Annotated in this window: 13 protein-coding genes; 5 read left to right on the top strand and 8 right to left on the bottom strand. The window is 58.8% G+C overall.

Features of this window, described 5'->3' with window-relative positions:
• Positions 1–50 precede the first annotated feature (50 nt).
• Together LRS06_RS02780 and LRS06_RS02775 are read left to right on the top strand one after the other, a co-directional pair.
• Positions 51–1,160 carry a ferredoxin--NADP reductase gene (locus tag LRS06_RS02780; protein WP_257870078.1) on the top strand — a complete coding sequence of 370 codons (1,110 nt, stop codon included), beginning with the start codon at positions 51–53 and terminating at the stop codon, positions 1,158–1,160.
• 93 nt (positions 1,161–1,253) lie between these two features.
• Positions 1,254–2,930 carry a M3 family oligoendopeptidase gene (locus tag LRS06_RS02775; RefSeq protein ID WP_257870077.1) on the top strand — a complete coding sequence of 559 codons (1,677 nt, stop codon included), beginning with the start codon at positions 1,254–1,256 and terminating at the stop codon, positions 2,928–2,930.
• A gap of 90 nt (positions 2,931–3,020) precedes the next feature.
• On the opposite strand, the gene LRS06_RS02770 is transcribed toward LRS06_RS02775, so the two are convergent.
• The 6 genes from LRS06_RS02770 to LRS06_RS02745 form a co-directional block, all read right to left on the bottom strand.
• The gene (locus tag LRS06_RS02770; RefSeq protein WP_257870076.1) at positions 3,021–3,614 is read right to left on the bottom strand and encodes a hypothetical protein; all 594 of its coding nucleotides are present in this window, start codon (positions 3,612–3,614) and stop codon (positions 3,021–3,023) included.
• Positions 3,615–3,688: 74 nt separating this feature from the next.
• The gene (paaD, locus tag LRS06_RS02765) at positions 3,689–4,168 is read right to left on the bottom strand and encodes a 1,2-phenylacetyl-CoA epoxidase subunit PaaD (RefSeq protein ID WP_257870075.1); all 480 of its coding nucleotides are present in this window, start codon (positions 4,166–4,168) and stop codon (positions 3,689–3,691) included.
• Positions 4,169–4,227: 59 nt separating this feature from the next.
• Positions 4,228–4,980, bottom strand: a complete 753-nt coding sequence (gene paaC / locus LRS06_RS02760; protein WP_257870074.1) for a 1,2-phenylacetyl-CoA epoxidase subunit PaaC — start codon at positions 4,978–4,980, stop codon at positions 4,228–4,230.
• Positions 4,981–5,064: 84 nt separating this feature from the next.
• On the bottom strand, positions 5,065–5,691 hold the full coding sequence (locus LRS06_RS02755) for a phenylacetic acid degradation b (RefSeq protein ID WP_257870073.1): 627 nt from the start codon (positions 5,689–5,691) through the stop codon (positions 5,065–5,067).
• A gap of 100 nt (positions 5,692–5,791) precedes the next feature.
• Positions 5,792–6,790 carry a 1,2-phenylacetyl-CoA epoxidase subunit PaaA gene (gene paaA / locus LRS06_RS02750; protein WP_257873367.1) on the bottom strand — a complete coding sequence of 333 codons (999 nt, stop codon included), beginning with the start codon at positions 6,788–6,790 and terminating at the stop codon, positions 5,792–5,794.
• Positions 6,791–6,825: 35 nt separating this feature from the next.
• Entirely contained in the window at positions 6,826–7,125 is a 300-nt protein-coding gene (locus LRS06_RS02745; protein ID WP_257873366.1) for a TetR/AcrR family transcriptional regulator C-terminal domain-containing protein, read from the bottom strand.
• Between the two features lie 478 nt (positions 7,126–7,603).
• Between LRS06_RS02745 and LRS06_RS02740 the strand changes: the two genes are divergently transcribed.
• Together LRS06_RS02740 and thiL are read left to right on the top strand one after the other, a co-directional pair.
• Positions 7,604–8,752 carry a T9SS type A sorting domain-containing protein gene (locus LRS06_RS02740; RefSeq protein WP_257870072.1) on the top strand — a complete coding sequence of 383 codons (1,149 nt, stop codon included), beginning with the start codon at positions 7,604–7,606 and terminating at the stop codon, positions 8,750–8,752.
• 173 nt (positions 8,753–8,925) lie between these two features.
• Complete coding sequence (gene thiL, locus LRS06_RS02735) at positions 8,926–9,954, top strand: thiamine-phosphate kinase (RefSeq protein ID WP_257870071.1); 1,029 nt, start codon at positions 8,926–8,928, stop codon at positions 9,952–9,954.
• A 358-nt stretch (positions 9,955–10,312) separates the two neighbouring features.
• On the opposite strand, the gene LRS06_RS02730 is transcribed toward thiL, so the two are convergent.
• Together LRS06_RS02730 and rlmD are read right to left on the bottom strand one after the other, a co-directional pair.
• Positions 10,313–10,687, bottom strand: coding sequence for a hypothetical protein (locus tag LRS06_RS02730; RefSeq protein ID WP_257870070.1), 375 nt, complete (start codon positions 10,685–10,687; stop codon positions 10,313–10,315).
• A 442-nt stretch (positions 10,688–11,129) separates the two neighbouring features.
• On the bottom strand, positions 11,130–12,539 hold the full coding sequence (gene rlmD, locus LRS06_RS02725; protein ID WP_374679415.1) for a 23S rRNA (uracil(1939)-C(5))-methyltransferase RlmD: 1,410 nt from the start codon (positions 12,537–12,539) through the stop codon (positions 11,130–11,132).
• Between the two features lie 187 nt (positions 12,540–12,726).
• Here rlmD and LRS06_RS02720 point away from each other — a divergent pair, with 187 nt between their 5' ends.
• Entirely contained in the window at positions 12,727–13,533 is an 807-nt protein-coding gene (locus LRS06_RS02720) for an SDR family oxidoreductase (protein WP_257870069.1), read from the top strand.
• Positions 13,534–13,626 lie beyond the last annotated feature (93 nt).

Below are 13,626 nucleotides of genomic sequence, written 5' to 3'. Positions count from 1 at the left end.
CTGGTGGAGCGGCGGCTGATTTTCCCTGTACCACCCGTTTACTTGCCTGAATGAGTTCCCCGTACCTCACACTCAACGTTGTCGAAATCACCCAGGAAACCTCCGACGCCGCCACTATTCACTTCGAGCGCCCCGACCGCCAGCCGGTAGCCTGCCAGCCCGGCCAGTTTCTGACGCTGATTCTGCCCTGCGGCCCCGGCGGCAAAAAAGAACGCCGGGCGTATTCACTGAGCAGCACGCCCGGCGAGGCGCCCCGCCTGGCCGTCACGGTAAAGCGCGTTTCGGGTGGCTTAGTGAGCAACTACCTGCTCGATACAGTGCGCGTAGGTCAGCAACTCGAAGTAATGGCGCCTCTGGGCAACTTTTGTCTGCCAACCCAGCCCCAGGCGTCGCGCTCCATCGTGCTGGTGGGCGCAGGCAGCGGTATCACCCCACTCATGAGCATTCTGAAGGCCGTGCTACGTGAGGAGCCCCGGAGCCACGTGCTGCTGGTGTACGGTAACCGCAACGAAGAATCAGTGATTTTTGGGGCGCAGCTGCGGCAGCTGGAGCAGCAGTACGCCGGCCGCCTGCAGGTAGAGCACGTGTACAGCCAGCCCACGCACGGGCCGGCCGCGCACCAGCACACCGGCCGCCTCAACCGCACCACGCTGCTGCGCATTCTGGAGCAGCGCCACCAGTTTCCGCCCGCGCAGGCCGAATATTTCCTGTGTGGCCCCGAGGGCATGATGGCCGAAGCCAAGTCCGCGCTGGAGCTGCTGGGCGTGCCCGCCGCCAACATCCGCCGGGAAAGTTTCGTGGCTGCCGCCGAAACCATGGAAGCTGCCGCCGCCCAGCCCAACGGCCACGGCGACGTATCCTCGGCTGATGACGACGGCCAGATTGTGACGCGCAACGTGACCATCAACTACGAGGGCTCCGAGTACCAGTTTGAAGTGACGCCCGCCCAAACAATTCTGGAAGCGGCCCTCGACCTCGACATTGATCTGCCGTATAGCTGCCAGGCAGGCCTGTGCACGGCCTGCCGCGGCAAGTGCCTGTCCGGTAAAGTCCATCTGGACGAGCGGGAAGGCCTGTCGGACGCCGAAATGAAACAGGGCTACGTGCTGGTATGTGTGGGCCACCCACTCACCAGCGACGTTGTAATTGAAATCGGGTAGGCCCGGCTTAGCATCTTTAGCTTCTATTCTGGATGGATACTCTCGTCGAAACGGCCCTGGCCACCGACACCCAGCGCCCCCCCTCGCCTCTATTTGCCCGAGGATTTCCGGGTAACCGACTGGGCTGGGCTGGAAACTTACTTCGTGGAGCTGCGCGACCGGCCTATACACTCAGCGGCCGAGCTGGAGCGCTGGCTGCTGGACCGCTCGGAGCTGGAAAGCATGCTGAGCGAGGACATGGCCTGGCGCTATATCCGCATGACGTGCGACACCCAGGACCAGGAGCGCGCCAAGGCGTTTCAGTTTTTCGTGAGCGAGATTGAGCCCCAGGTAGCGCCCTACGACCACGCCCTCAACGAAAAAATGATGGCGTCGGAGTTTCTGCCGGGGCTGGACGAGGCCCGCTACCGCGTGTTTGTGCGCTCGGTGCGGCAGGCGCTGGCCATCTACCGCGAAGCCAACATTCCGCTTAAAACCGACATCAGCACCAAGCAGCAGCAGTATGCCGCTACCGTGGGCGCCATGACGGTGACGCTGCACGGCGAGGAAATGACCTTGCCCCGCGCCGCCGACCAGCTGAAAAAAACCAGCCGCGCCCTGCGCGAGGAGGCCTACCGCGCCATTCAGGAGCGCCGTCTCCAGGATGCCGAGCCGCTGGACGAGCTGTTTACGGAACTGGTGCAGTTGCGCCACCAAATGGCACTGAATGCCGGCTTCCCTAATTTCCGCGACTATATGTTTGCGGCCCTGGGGCGCTTCGACTACACGCCGGAAGACTGCTTTGCCTTCCACCAGGCCATCCGCGAAACCGTGGTGCCGCTCATTGACGACCTCGACCTGGAGCGGCGGCAGGATCTGGCTTTGGCCGAGCTGCGCCCCTGGGACTTGGATGTAGACGTATCGGGGCTGGCGCCGCTACGGCCGTTTGAAACGGGCGAAGAGCTGCTGGAGAAAACCGTGACGGTGTTCGAGCGCCTCGACCCGTTCCTGGCCGACTGCCTGCGCACCATGCGCCAGATGGGCAACCTCGACCTGGAAAGCCGCAAAGGCAAAGCGCCCGGCGGCTACAACTACCCGCTCGACGAAACCGGCGTGCCCTTCATCTTCATGAATGCCACCAGTTCCCTGCGTGATGTGGTGACCATGCTGCACGAGGGCGGCCACGCGGTACACAGCTTCCTCACGCGCCGCCTGCCGCTGTCGGCCGACAAGCACCCGCCGTCCGAAGTGGCCGAGTTGGCTTCCATGAGCATGGAGTTGATGAGCATGGACCACTGGGACGTATTCTTCCCGGATGCCGAAGAACTGCGCCGGGCCAAGAAAACCCACCTCGAAAGTGTGCTCGAAACCTTCCCGTGGGTGGCTACCATCGACAAGTTTCAGCACTGGATTTACGAAAATCCTAAGCACACCGAGACCGAGCGCCACCAGCGCTGGACGGAGGTTTTCGACGAGTTCAACCAGCGCACCGTGAGCTGGCAGGGGCTGGAAAGCTATAAGCCCTACCTCTGGCAAAAGCAGCTGCACCTCTACGAAGTGCCGTTCTACTACATCGAGTATGCCATGGCTCAGCTGGGGGCAATTGCCGTGTGGCGCAACTTCCGCCAGAACCCGGCCGCAGGACTGGCTGCCTATAAGCGCGCCCTGGCCTTAGGCTATACCGCCCCCATCGGCGACATTTATGCTGCCGCGGGCATCCGCTTTGATTTCAGCACCGAGTACCTGCGCACCCTCGCTGACTTCGTGCGCGACGAAATGGCGAAGCTATAGTTACAGCTACGTATCAGCGCCAAAAGCAAAAAGCCCCGGGAAGCGGGGCTTTTTGCTTTTAGATAGGCCTGAAGGTAAGGCCACCGACGACTACAGCTGAATGGTAAACAGGGGCAACGGCTGAAGCTTGGCATATTTGCCGCCCAACTCCTGCAGCTCCGGCTGGTGCAGCTGCAGATAGTCGTTGAAGTGCTTGGCTGCTCGGTCGTAGCGCACGCGGAAGCCTACCACTTCATTATCGGTTTGCTGGATGCCTTCCGTAAGGTTGCGCACCAGTTCGTTGGGCTGGCCGGCCTCAGGCAGCGCCACCGGATACAGCGCCCGCAGCAAAGAGTCCTGGGCCGCATCGTAGGCATCAATCCGCGCCGACTCCCGCATCGTCTGCTGGTCGTAGCGCAACGCTTTCAGCCGATTGTTGGCCTGGGTAAGCTGCTGCACCTTTACGCGGTCAGTGCCAGGCTGCTCGGCCAGGGTGCGGAGCACCTGACTGGTAGCGCTGAGTTTGGCATCGTCGCTGGCTATCATCTCGGCCCAGCAGCTGGCTACCGTGTCCTGCAGCACATCGAGCTGCACTTTTACCGCTTTGGCCGAGGCAGGGTCGAGGGGTTTGGGCGTACGGTTACAGGCGGCCGTGAAAAGGAGGATACAGGCCAGCCACAAGGAGGGCTTCAGGATCAGCTTCATGCAAGCAACAAGTGAAAATAAGATCTGAATAACGGCAAAAGCAGGGAAAACACTCCCTATAGAGAAGCATTGTGCTACACGGGCTTGAACTGCTCGAACCCCTGGCGGCAGTTGTGGCAGTAGTGAAGAGCCCGGCACAGCGTAGGGCCAAACGGAGAACGAAGCTCCGTATTGTGGGAGCCGCAGTGCGAACACTCGGCATATTCCAGAATGTCGAGGTCGATAATGCCCTGGTGGGCGGGCGGTGGTGACAGACGAAACTCGCGCAGGGCCTGCCGGCCGCGCTCCGTCACGTCGTTGCTGCTCCAGGTTTCTTCCAACGACATTTCCACGGTATAGCTTGCCACGCCATGTTCTAGTAGCACCCTTTCTACGTCGCGACGCATGTAGTCCATAGCCGGGCAGCCCGAAAAAGTGGGCGTCATGCGCACCGTCACATGGCCATCAGCCCCGATCTGCACGCGGCGGATAACGCCCAGATCCACCAGCGACACCACCGGAATTTCGGGGTCTTTCACTTCGTAGAGCCAGGAAAGGATGGTGGATTCGTCCATATTCAAGTTGGCGGTTGATAGTTTTCAGGTAGTTTGTCAGGCAACCGGCAACCCAGGAATCACCAATCGGCGGTAGGGTCGAGGCGGAATACTTCGGCCATTTCGTCGAGCAGGGGTTGCAGAAACTCGGTGTGCTCTCCGTGGCGGCCGCCGCCTACGGGCGTCATAGCGGCCAGGTCGGGCAGTTCCAGCTGCGTCTGGCTCAGCACGCGGCTGATGTTTTCCAGCCACTGCGCCCGCAGCGCGTCTTCGCCAATGAACAGGCCTTCGGCAATAATGGCGGGCTCGGCCTCGGTTTTTTCAAACAGACCCAAAGCGTAGGGCAAGGTCAGATCCAGCGCAGCCTGGAGCTTTTCCAGGGCTTCTTCGGTGCTGGTGCCCAGCTGTCGGATCCAGGTATTGGCGTGCAGCACGTGGTACTTCAGCTCACCCTTGAGCTTGCGGGCCACCTGCGCCAGGGGCTCGTAGGAGCTGGCCGCAAGCGCCTCAAAGCGCAGCAGCTCGGCGTGGTCGAAGAGGAAGTGACGCATGAGCGAAAAAGCGTAGTCGCCGATGGGCAGCTCTACTAGCTGGGAGCAGTGAAACTGCGCCGCGTTGCGCGTGAAAGCCACCGTATCCGGCTCCGCCTCGCCCAGCTCATGCAAAAGTGAATACAACTGCAATGCATGGCCCAGCTTGTCCTGCGCCATAGACGAAAAGGCTATGTCTTCTTCCAGAATCGGGCCCAGGCCGTTCCACTCGGAGTTGCGGTGGCCCAGAATCAGTTGGTCGTCGGCCAGCCGGTACAGCAGGTCTTTTTTAGGGTCATTCATAGAAAGAAGTATCAGGTGATGAGGTGGCCCATGACAGGTATCAGGTGACAGGTTCGTTCGCGTGACCTGTTACCTCATTACCTGTCACTTGTTACCTGTTTCCAGCTTGAACCGCTCGATGCGGTCCTGCACTTTGTAGGCAATGGCTTCGCGGTACTTTTTCTCGGGGGTCGTCAGCCAGATGTCCCGGTCTTCCGGGTCCAGGGGCAGCACTTCGTTCCACGGCAGCACCCACACGTTCACCACGGGGCGCTGCTCCCCGAAAGTCAGCTTGGCCTGATGCAGCGCATCGGCGGCCGAGGCAGCTCGCACCATGCCCACGTACGTATGGGCTTTGCCGCGCTTTTTGAGGTGAAAAATGGCGTACTCTTGCGGTTCAGCCGGCGCGTCAGCCGTTGGTACAATAGCCGTAACCCCATCGTACACCGATTCCTGGTCGCCCACGTAGGCAGTGAGGCTGATGGCGCTGGTAGGCACCACCCACATGCCGGTGCAGGCAAAGCGCCGGCTGTACTGCTCCTTGGCAAATAGAAAGGCTACATCGGCCGACGGCGCGTGTACCGGCCCTACGTAGGTGTAGGCGGCCCCGTCTTTCTTCTGATGAAAGACCTCGAACGTCTCAAACTGGTCGAAAGCCGCCTTGGGCGTAGGTGCCGGAGCCGTATCGGGAAGCGCCAGGCGGGCTATGCGCGGGTCAAGGGAAGAAAGCATCGGGGGATAATTATGAGTTATGAATTATGAATTAGGAATTCACGCAAAGGCGTTAACCGGGCGAATTCATAATTCACAATTCATAATTCAGCATTCATAATTAAGCTAACGGGCGTACTGCTTTGGGAGCCTGACGCTTGGCTTGCAGAGCGCGGCGCACCCAGGCCCCGTTTTCCTCGGCGGCGCGGCGCACGGCCAGGCGCTCCTGGTTGCAGGGCCCGTCGCCGTTAATCACGCGGCGCAGCTCTTCCCAGTCGGGCTCCGTGAATTCCCACTTACCGGTTTCCTCGTTTTTGCGCAGGTTGGGGTCGGGAATGGTCAGGCCGATTTCCAGGATTTTCGGCACGTACATGTCCAGAAACTGCTGGCGGCAGTCGTCGTTGGAAGCCATTTTCACTTTCCAGCGCATCAGAATTTCGGTGTGCTGGCTGGCTTTGTCGGCCGGGCCGAAGAACGTCATGATAGGTGGCCACCAGCGGTTCAGCGCTTCCTGCATCATGCGCCGCTGAATGGGCGTGCCCGTAGCCATGTGCACCACGGCATCGTGGCCGTACTTGAGGTGGAAGCTTTCCTCGGCGCATATCCGCTCCAGGGCCCGGCAGTAGGGCCCGTAGGAGCCGCGGGCGTTGGCCATCTGGTTTACAATGGCACCCGCGTCAATCAGCCAGGAAATAGCGTTGGAGTCGGCCCACGTAGGCGTGGGGTAGTTGAAGACGTTGGAGTACTTGCTTTTGCCGTTGATAAGGTCCGTGAGCATATCCTCCCGCGACTTACCCAGGGTTTCGGCGGCCGAGTACAGCAGCTGCGCGTGGCCCACCTCATCCTGCACCTTGGCCATCTGGGCCATTTTGCGGCGGAAGCCCGGGGCCCGCGTAATCCAAGTGCCCTCCGGCAGCGACCCAATGATTTCGGAGTGCGCGTGTTGCTCAATCATGCGGATGAGCTGCTTGCGGTACAAAGCCGGCATGTAGTCGTCGGGCTCGATTTTCTCGCCGCGCGCAATGCGGGCCTCAAATTCGGCCAGCTGCTGCGGGTCTTCGTTTTCGAGGCCGGTGGTTGCCTGGGCCGGAATGTCGTGGGTGCTGACGGAGCCGTACATAATTGGGTGGGGGATGGAAGCGTGAGAGGAAAAGCTTAATACGCTAAACCGTCGAGAAGTTGGTCGGTCAGGCGCTGGGCAATCTGGTCGGGCGTGAGCGTGCCTTCTGGGCGGTACCAGTTGGGCAGCCAGTTGAGGCTGGCCAAAAGCGTGAGAGCGGCAAAAGCCGGGTCGGGCGTGTATAGCTCGCCAGCCTGCACCCCCTGGGCAATCAGGGCCCGGAACTCGGCCTCGTACTGCTGGCGCAGGTGCTGAAACTCGGTGTGGGCCGGCTCGCTGAGGTGGCGCCACTCGTGCAGAAACACGGCGGAGGCCGCCGTATCCGCAATCAGCACCCGCACGTGGTTTTCGATGGCCCGGCGCAGCTGGAGTGGCGGCCGAAGCCGTGGGCTCCGCGGTCTGGGCCTTGCGCAGGCCGGCCATGAACGATTCGGCCAGACCAAAGCAGACACGATGCAGAATCTCTTCCTTGGAGCGGATATGGGAATAGATGCTGCCGGCTTCAATGCCCAGGGCCGCAGCTAGCTCGCGCATGCTGGTAGCCGCGTAGCCGCGCTGCCGAAACAGCCCGGTGGCTACCTGGTCGATCTGGGCTTTGCGCGAGAGAGGAGTGGCAGTGGTTTCCATGGGGCTGCTGAGTAAACAAAGATAGGGTTCCGAACGTTCGTTAGCAAACGTGCCTATCAGCAGGGAAGTATAGTGAAATTCCTGTTACGTTTTAGTTTGATCTTAGCAGAATACACGACGTGAGAAGTCGGTAAACAAGATTTGCACAGTATCTTTGGGCCGGTTTGTACACTTACCCATTGCACCATGAAAAAACATTACGCAGTACTTTCAGCATTGCTGCTCACGGCTTCCGCGTCGTTCGGCCAGGCCAATGAGCTGTTCTTCTCGGAATATAATGAAGGCGCGCATCAAAACGGCTTTGCTTATCCGGAGTCAAACCCAATCAAATCAGCGGGCAACGAGCGGGCGTTAGAGGTTTTCAACCCAACTAAGGCAACGGTTAACCTGAATGCCTACTCGATACGCCGCTACTCAAATGGCTCTACCACCCCTACTGAGGAAGAGCGTTTGATGCGCAGCCAAGGCGAAAACGTACTGCTGCCCGCCGAGGCTTTTGTTTATGCTAACCTGACGGCAAGCCTGTCGAGCATTCTGACGGAAACGGACCAGCTGAGCGCTCCGTACCAGACTGAAGGTCCTAATACAATCAAAACACCCGCTAAAACCGGTGGTGTTGCCTTTTTCAACGGCAATGATGCCATAGCGCTGGTACGCTACCCTAGTGGTACGGCCGGAGTGGGTGCTGGGGTGATTGTAGACCTGATTGGGGTTATTGGTGAAAACCCCCTTAATGCCGCTGGAACGGATGATGGCAACTGGAGCGGCACGAACGCGGCCGATAATGCTGCGGATGGCAAAGCAGTTTTTGTAACATCCGCCAATCAGTCCATTATCCGTCGTCCGGAAGTTTCGGGAGGCAACATGACCAATCCGCTGCCCCAGAACGTCCCCGGCTCAAACCCACCCACCCGCAACCCCGGTGGCTACAACATCTCCGATACCTGGATGATGTATTCCACGGCCTTCAACGGCCCCGATGGCTCCAGCAACCCGGGTGGTCAGGACTACTCCCGCCTCGGTACTCACGACTACGACTTCGACCTGGGTACCTACAACGTTACCCTGAAGACGCTGGACAAGTTCAACACTGGCATCAGCATCTACCCCAACCCGGCCCAGGGCGGCAAAGTGAATATTTCGCTGCGCAACGTGAAGGTGGGCACTATCACGGTGCTCAACAATATGGGTCAGCGCATTTCGGTGCAGCCCCGCAACCAGACTGACGTAAACCTGACCCTGGACGTATCGAAGCTGAAAGCCGGTCTGTACTTCGTGCAGTGCACCAGCACCGACGGCCAACTGACGGTCTACAAAGAGCTGGTAATTAAGTAACCACCTCTCAGGCCGACGGCTCCACCCGCCGACTGACTGCCAAGCACGATGCCGCTTCCTTTCGGGGGGCGGCATCGTTGTTTTAAACGCGGGCCGAAGCATAGCGCCGAAGCCGGTATCTTTGCCTCTGAGAACAGCGCGGCTGCGCTTGAAATGTTGAACTACGTACTGTCATGAGTGAGGTAACCCCGTTAGATAAAGTAGGTGAGTTTGGTTTGATTCGCCGCATCCAGCAAACCGTGCAGCTTCAGCAACCCAGCACCATTCTGGGCATCGGCGACGACGCGGCTATTCTGGCGCCGGCGGCCGGACAGGAAATAGTCGTCAGTACCGACCTGCTGGTGGAAGGCGTACACTTCGACCTTACGTTCTGCCCGCTCAAGCACCTGGGCTACAAGGCGGTGGCCGTGAATGTGTCGGATATTGCGGCCATGAATGCGCTGCCTACCCAGATTGTAGTAGCGCTAAGCGTACCGGCCCGCTTCTCGGTAGAGGCCGTGGAGGAACTCTACGAAGGTATCCGGCTGGCCTGCGAGGCCTACAATGTGGATCTGGTGGGCGGCGACACTACCGGCAGCCGCTCGGGCCTCACCATTGGCATCACGGCTCTGGGCCAGATCGAAGTCGGCAAAGCCGTGCGCCGTAGCGGAGCCGGTCCCAACGACCTGCTTTGCGTGACGGGCGACCTGGGCGGGGCCTACCTGGGCTTGCAGGTGCTGGAGCGCGAAAAGCAAGCCTGGCAGGCCGACCCCGAAACTCAGCCCGAGCTGGAGAAATACCCTTACGTACTCCAGCGTCAGCTCCGCCCCGAGGCCCGCATGGACGTGGTGCACGAGCTACGCGACCTGGGCGTGGTGCCCACCAGCATGATTGATATTTCCGACGGGCTGGCCTCTGAAGTGCTGCACCTGTGCCAGGCCAGCGGCACCGGGGCGCGTGTGTTTACCGAGAACCTGCCCATTGCCAACCCTACGCTGGAGGTGGCCGAGGAGTTTAACCTCGACCCCATCATGTGCATGCTCAACGGCGGTGAGGACTACGAGTTGCTCTTCACCGTGCCCTTGTCGGCCCACGACAAAATCAAGAACCACCCCGATATTACCATCATCGGCCACATGGTGGAGAAGAGCGAAGGCGCGAATCTGATTACCAAAGCCGGCCAGCCTATTCCGCTGCGCGCCCAAGGCTTCAACCACTTTTAACCACGGACGGAACCACGGATTGGCTACGCTGAACTTCGTTTCCAGCGGATTTGTCGGATTCTACGGATTTCGTGGACGATTTTTCAGCAGTAAAAAGCCGCGCAGTATGCGCGGCTTTTTACTGCTGTCATCCTGAGCGTAGCGAAGGACCTTCCTGAATTTTACCACTGCCCATAATTCAATGCACTGAAATCAGGTCTTGTAAATAGAAGCGTTGTCTCAGCTTGGGCGCTTATAAGAGCTAATTCCTTCGCTGCGCTCAGGATGACAAAAGAAGAAAAGGGCTTGCCTTCCAGCAAGCCCTTTTTAATCGTCCACAAAATCTGTGCAATCCGACAAATCCGCTGGAATCCGTGGTTCAGTCTTCCGGGTAGGGGATGTACACAAAGTTGGTGAACTCCTTGTCCAGCACGAACAGGCAGCAATACTCGTCGGCGTCGCGGTAGGTGCTCTGGAAGGCTTCGATTCCATCCGGGCTGATAATGCCCTGCTGCACGAACAGCTCTAGGTAGCTGGCAAACACATGCCACTCCAGGTTCAGCTCGTCGGCGTTGATGAGCAGGCTGCCCAGCGGCACCTCCTGGCGGGCAAACACGAAGATGGGGTACTTGGAAATATCCAGCTTGCGGATCTGCGAAGAAGCCTCGCTCAGCGTATCGGAAACGGTAGCAAAATCCTTGGTGATGGTGCCGAGATACTTGCCGTTCAGTTCAGGGTCGTTGGTGTAGTCCATTTGTCAGTCTTGCCTTGAAGGCTTCCAGAGAGTGTGAAAAGCAATACCAAAAGTAAAACCGTTAACTGCCGATACACACAACAGCAGTAAGACAAATGGCGTCAAATCCGTGGAAGAATTATTATTTAACATGTGAGAAAAAAAGATTATAACAGAAAAGATTAACAAAGCATAAGCTGTAGTAACCAAGCCGAATAATAGAGAATTAAGCTTTCGAGAAATTATTTTGATCTGTGTTCGAGGAGCTTGAATAAAGATGATGTTGAATAATAGGTTAAAAAACCAGGAAAAAGTACTAAACAATAGTAAATTCCTGTCTAATGAATAAAGACCCTCTAAATAGTAAATGCCTAGTATAAAGGCTAATTGCATAGCTATCCAGCCAATGATAAAGGCTAAAAATGATGCAAGTGAATAACTATTCATACTCTAGGAGATAAATCTACTTCAACTCCAGTAGCACCACATTCTCTACATGATGGGTGTGGGGAAACATATCCACGGGCTGCACTTTTACCACTTTGTAGGCCTCGTCCAGCAACTCCAGGTCGCGGGCCTGGGTGCCGGGGTTGCAGCTGACGTACACGATGCGGGGGGCACGCATTTCGAGGAGGCGGGCTATTACCTCGGGGTGCATGCCGGCGCGGGGCGGGTCGGTGATGACGACATCGGGGCGGCCGTGCTGCTGGATGAACTCGGCGTTGAGTACGTCCTTCATGTCGCCGGCGTAGAACTCGGTGTTGGCGGTGCCGTTGATTTCGGAGTTGATGTAAGCGTCTTTCACCGCCGATTCCACATACTCCACGCCCACTACGTGCCGGGCCTGACGGGCCACGAAGTTGGCAATGGTGCCGGCTCCGGTGTAGAGGTCATACACCAGCTCCGAGCCGGTGAGTTGGGCGAAGTCGCGAGTGATTTTGTAGAGGTTATAGGCCCCTTCGGAGTTGGTCTGGTAGAAGGATTTCGGTCCCACGCGGAAGCGCAGGCCTTCCATTTCTTCGTGAATGTGCGGCTCCCCTCGGTAGCACACCACCTCCAGGTCGTGGAAGGTTTCGTTGCCCTTGTCGTTGAGCACGTAGTTGAGGGAGGTGATTTGCGGGAACCGCTCATGCAGGAAATCCAGCAGCGGAAACAGCGCGTCGTGGGCGTAGTAGCACTGCAGAATCACCATCAGGTCGCCTGTGTTGGCCGTCCGGATGATGAGGTTGCGCAGGAAGCCTTCTTGGGTCACGAGGTTGTTGAAGGGCAGCTCGTGCTCCAGGGCGTAGTCGCGCACGGCCAGCCGGATCTGGTTGCTGGGGTCGGGTTGTAGCCAGCAGTGGTTGATGTCGAGAATCTTATCGAAGCGGCCGGGGGTGTGAAAGCCCAGCACGCGCCGCTCGTAGTTGTGGCCGCCGGCAATCTGCTCGTTGGTCAGCCAGCCGTTGTGGCTGAAGGTGTACTCCAGCTTGTTGCGGTAGTAAGTCTGGTCGGGGGAGGGCTGAATCGGCAGGATTTCGGGCAGGGCCACCTTGCCAATGCGCTGCAGGGTGTCGGCCACCTGCTGGTGCTTGAAGCGGAGCTGAGTTTCGTAGCCCAGGTGCTGCCACTTGCAGCCCCCGCAGGTGCCGAAATGCTCACAGAAAGGCGTTACGCGCAGGTCGGAATACTTGTGGAAGTGCGTGGGCACAGCTTCCAGGAAGTTCTTTTTGGCCTTGGTCACGCGCAGATCCACCACGTCGCCGGGGGCCACCTGCGTTACAAAGATGACCAGGTTTTCGCGGCGGACCAGGCACTTGCCTTCGGCCACCATGTCGGTAATTTCGACTTCGCGGAGCAGCTCCGCGGGAATGTTTTTAACGGATTTCCTCACAAGGGCAAAATTAGCGGATAAAGCCGTGCGGTACCTAGCCCGCGGCGCCCCAAGCCGTAGTTTATACCCAGGGAGTGTTTCAGCAGTTGCCGCAGGTAAAACGGCTTTTGGGTAAGATCAGCTTTGGAAAACCGTAGTTTTGTGCCCTTGGGATGCCTGATGGCCCCGCTTGTTTACTGAAGATTCTATGAAAGGAAAAGTTGTTCTTATCACCGGCGGCACGTCGGGCATCGGGCGGGCCTGCGCCGTGGTATTCGGCCGGGCCGGCGCCAAAGTCGTTGTCACGGGCCGCAACGAGGAGCGCCTGCGCGAAACGGCCGACGAGCTGCGAAGCCTGGGCATCGAGCACCGCACCGTGCAGGCCGACGTGGGCAGCGAGGCTGACTCGGAGCGGGCCGTAGCCGAAGCCGTGGCTGCTTTCGGTGGGTTGGACGTGCTACTGAACAACGCGGGCATTTCCATGCGGGCTATGTTTCAGGATGCCGATTTGGACGTTATCCGGCAGCTGATGCAAACCAACTTCTTCGGTACGGTTTATACTACCAAGTTTGCGCTGCCGTACATTCTGGAGGCTAAAGGCTCTATTGTGGGCGTGAGCAGCATTGCCGGCTACCGGGGCCTGCCGGGCCGCACCGGCTACTCAGCATCCAAATTTGCCATGCAGGGCTTTCTGGAAGCCTTGCGCACGGAGCTGCTGCCCCAGGGTGTGCATGTACTCGTAGCCTGCCCCGGCTTTACCGCTTCCAACATTCGCAACGTGGCCCTGGCCGCCGACGGCTCCCAGCAGGGCGAGTCGCCGCTGGATGAGGGCAGCATTATGAGCAGCGAGGAAGTAGCCCGGCATCTGCTGCGCGCCGTGCAGCAGCGCCGCCGCGACCTGGTCCTCACGAGCCAGGGCAAACTCACCGTGTGGGTAAACAAGCTGTGGCCGGGCCTGGCCGATAAGCTCGTGCTGAACCACTTCCGGAAAGAGAGAAACTCGCCGGTGAAGTAAACGGTGGCTTGTAGTTCCATAGTCCAAAGCAGTGTTTTCGTCCGCTAGGCTGCCGGCAAGGCAGGGCTTCAGCGCATGGAATGGCTGCTGGTG

It is taken from the genome of Hymenobacter sp. J193 (assembly GCF_024700075.1).
GTDB lineage: Bacteria > Bacteroidota > Bacteroidia > Cytophagales > Hymenobacteraceae > Hymenobacter.
The sequence above is the reverse complement of the archived record's forward strand: the minus strand, read 5'-3'. Positions and strand labels throughout refer to the sequence as shown.

Coding starts and splice junctions, on each gene's coding strand:
- LRS06_RS02780 (WP_257870078.1), top strand. CDS start 51: ATGAGTTCCCCGTACCTCACACTCAACGTTGTCGAAATCACCCAGGAA.
- LRS06_RS02770 (WP_257870076.1), bottom strand. CDS start 3,614: ATGAAGCTGATCCTGAAGCCCTCCTTGTGGCTGGCCTGTATCCTCCTT.
- paaD (WP_257870075.1), bottom strand. CDS start 4,168: ATGGACGAATCCACCATCCTTTCCTGGCTCTACGAAGTGAAAGACCCC.
- paaC (WP_257870074.1), bottom strand. CDS start 4,980: ATGAATGACCCTAAAAAAGACCTGCTGTACCGGCTGGCCGACGACCAA.
- LRS06_RS02755 (WP_257870073.1), bottom strand. CDS start 5,691: ATGCTTTCTTCCCTTGACCCGCGCATAGCCCGCCTGGCGCTTCCCGAT.
- paaA (WP_257873367.1), bottom strand. CDS start 6,790: ATGTACGGCTCCGTCAGCACCCACGACATTCCGGCCCAGGCAACCACC.
- LRS06_RS02740 (WP_257870072.1), top strand. CDS start 7,604: ATGAAAAAACATTACGCAGTACTTTCAGCATTGCTGCTCACGGCTTCC.
- thiL (WP_257870071.1), top strand. CDS start 8,926: ATGAGTGAGGTAACCCCGTTAGATAAAGTAGGTGAGTTTGGTTTGATT.
- LRS06_RS02730 (WP_257870070.1), bottom strand. CDS start 10,687: ATGGACTACACCAACGACCCTGAACTGAACGGCAAGTATCTCGGCACC.
- LRS06_RS02720 (WP_257870069.1), top strand. CDS start 12,727: ATGAAAGGAAAAGTTGTTCTTATCACCGGCGGCACGTCGGGCATCGGG.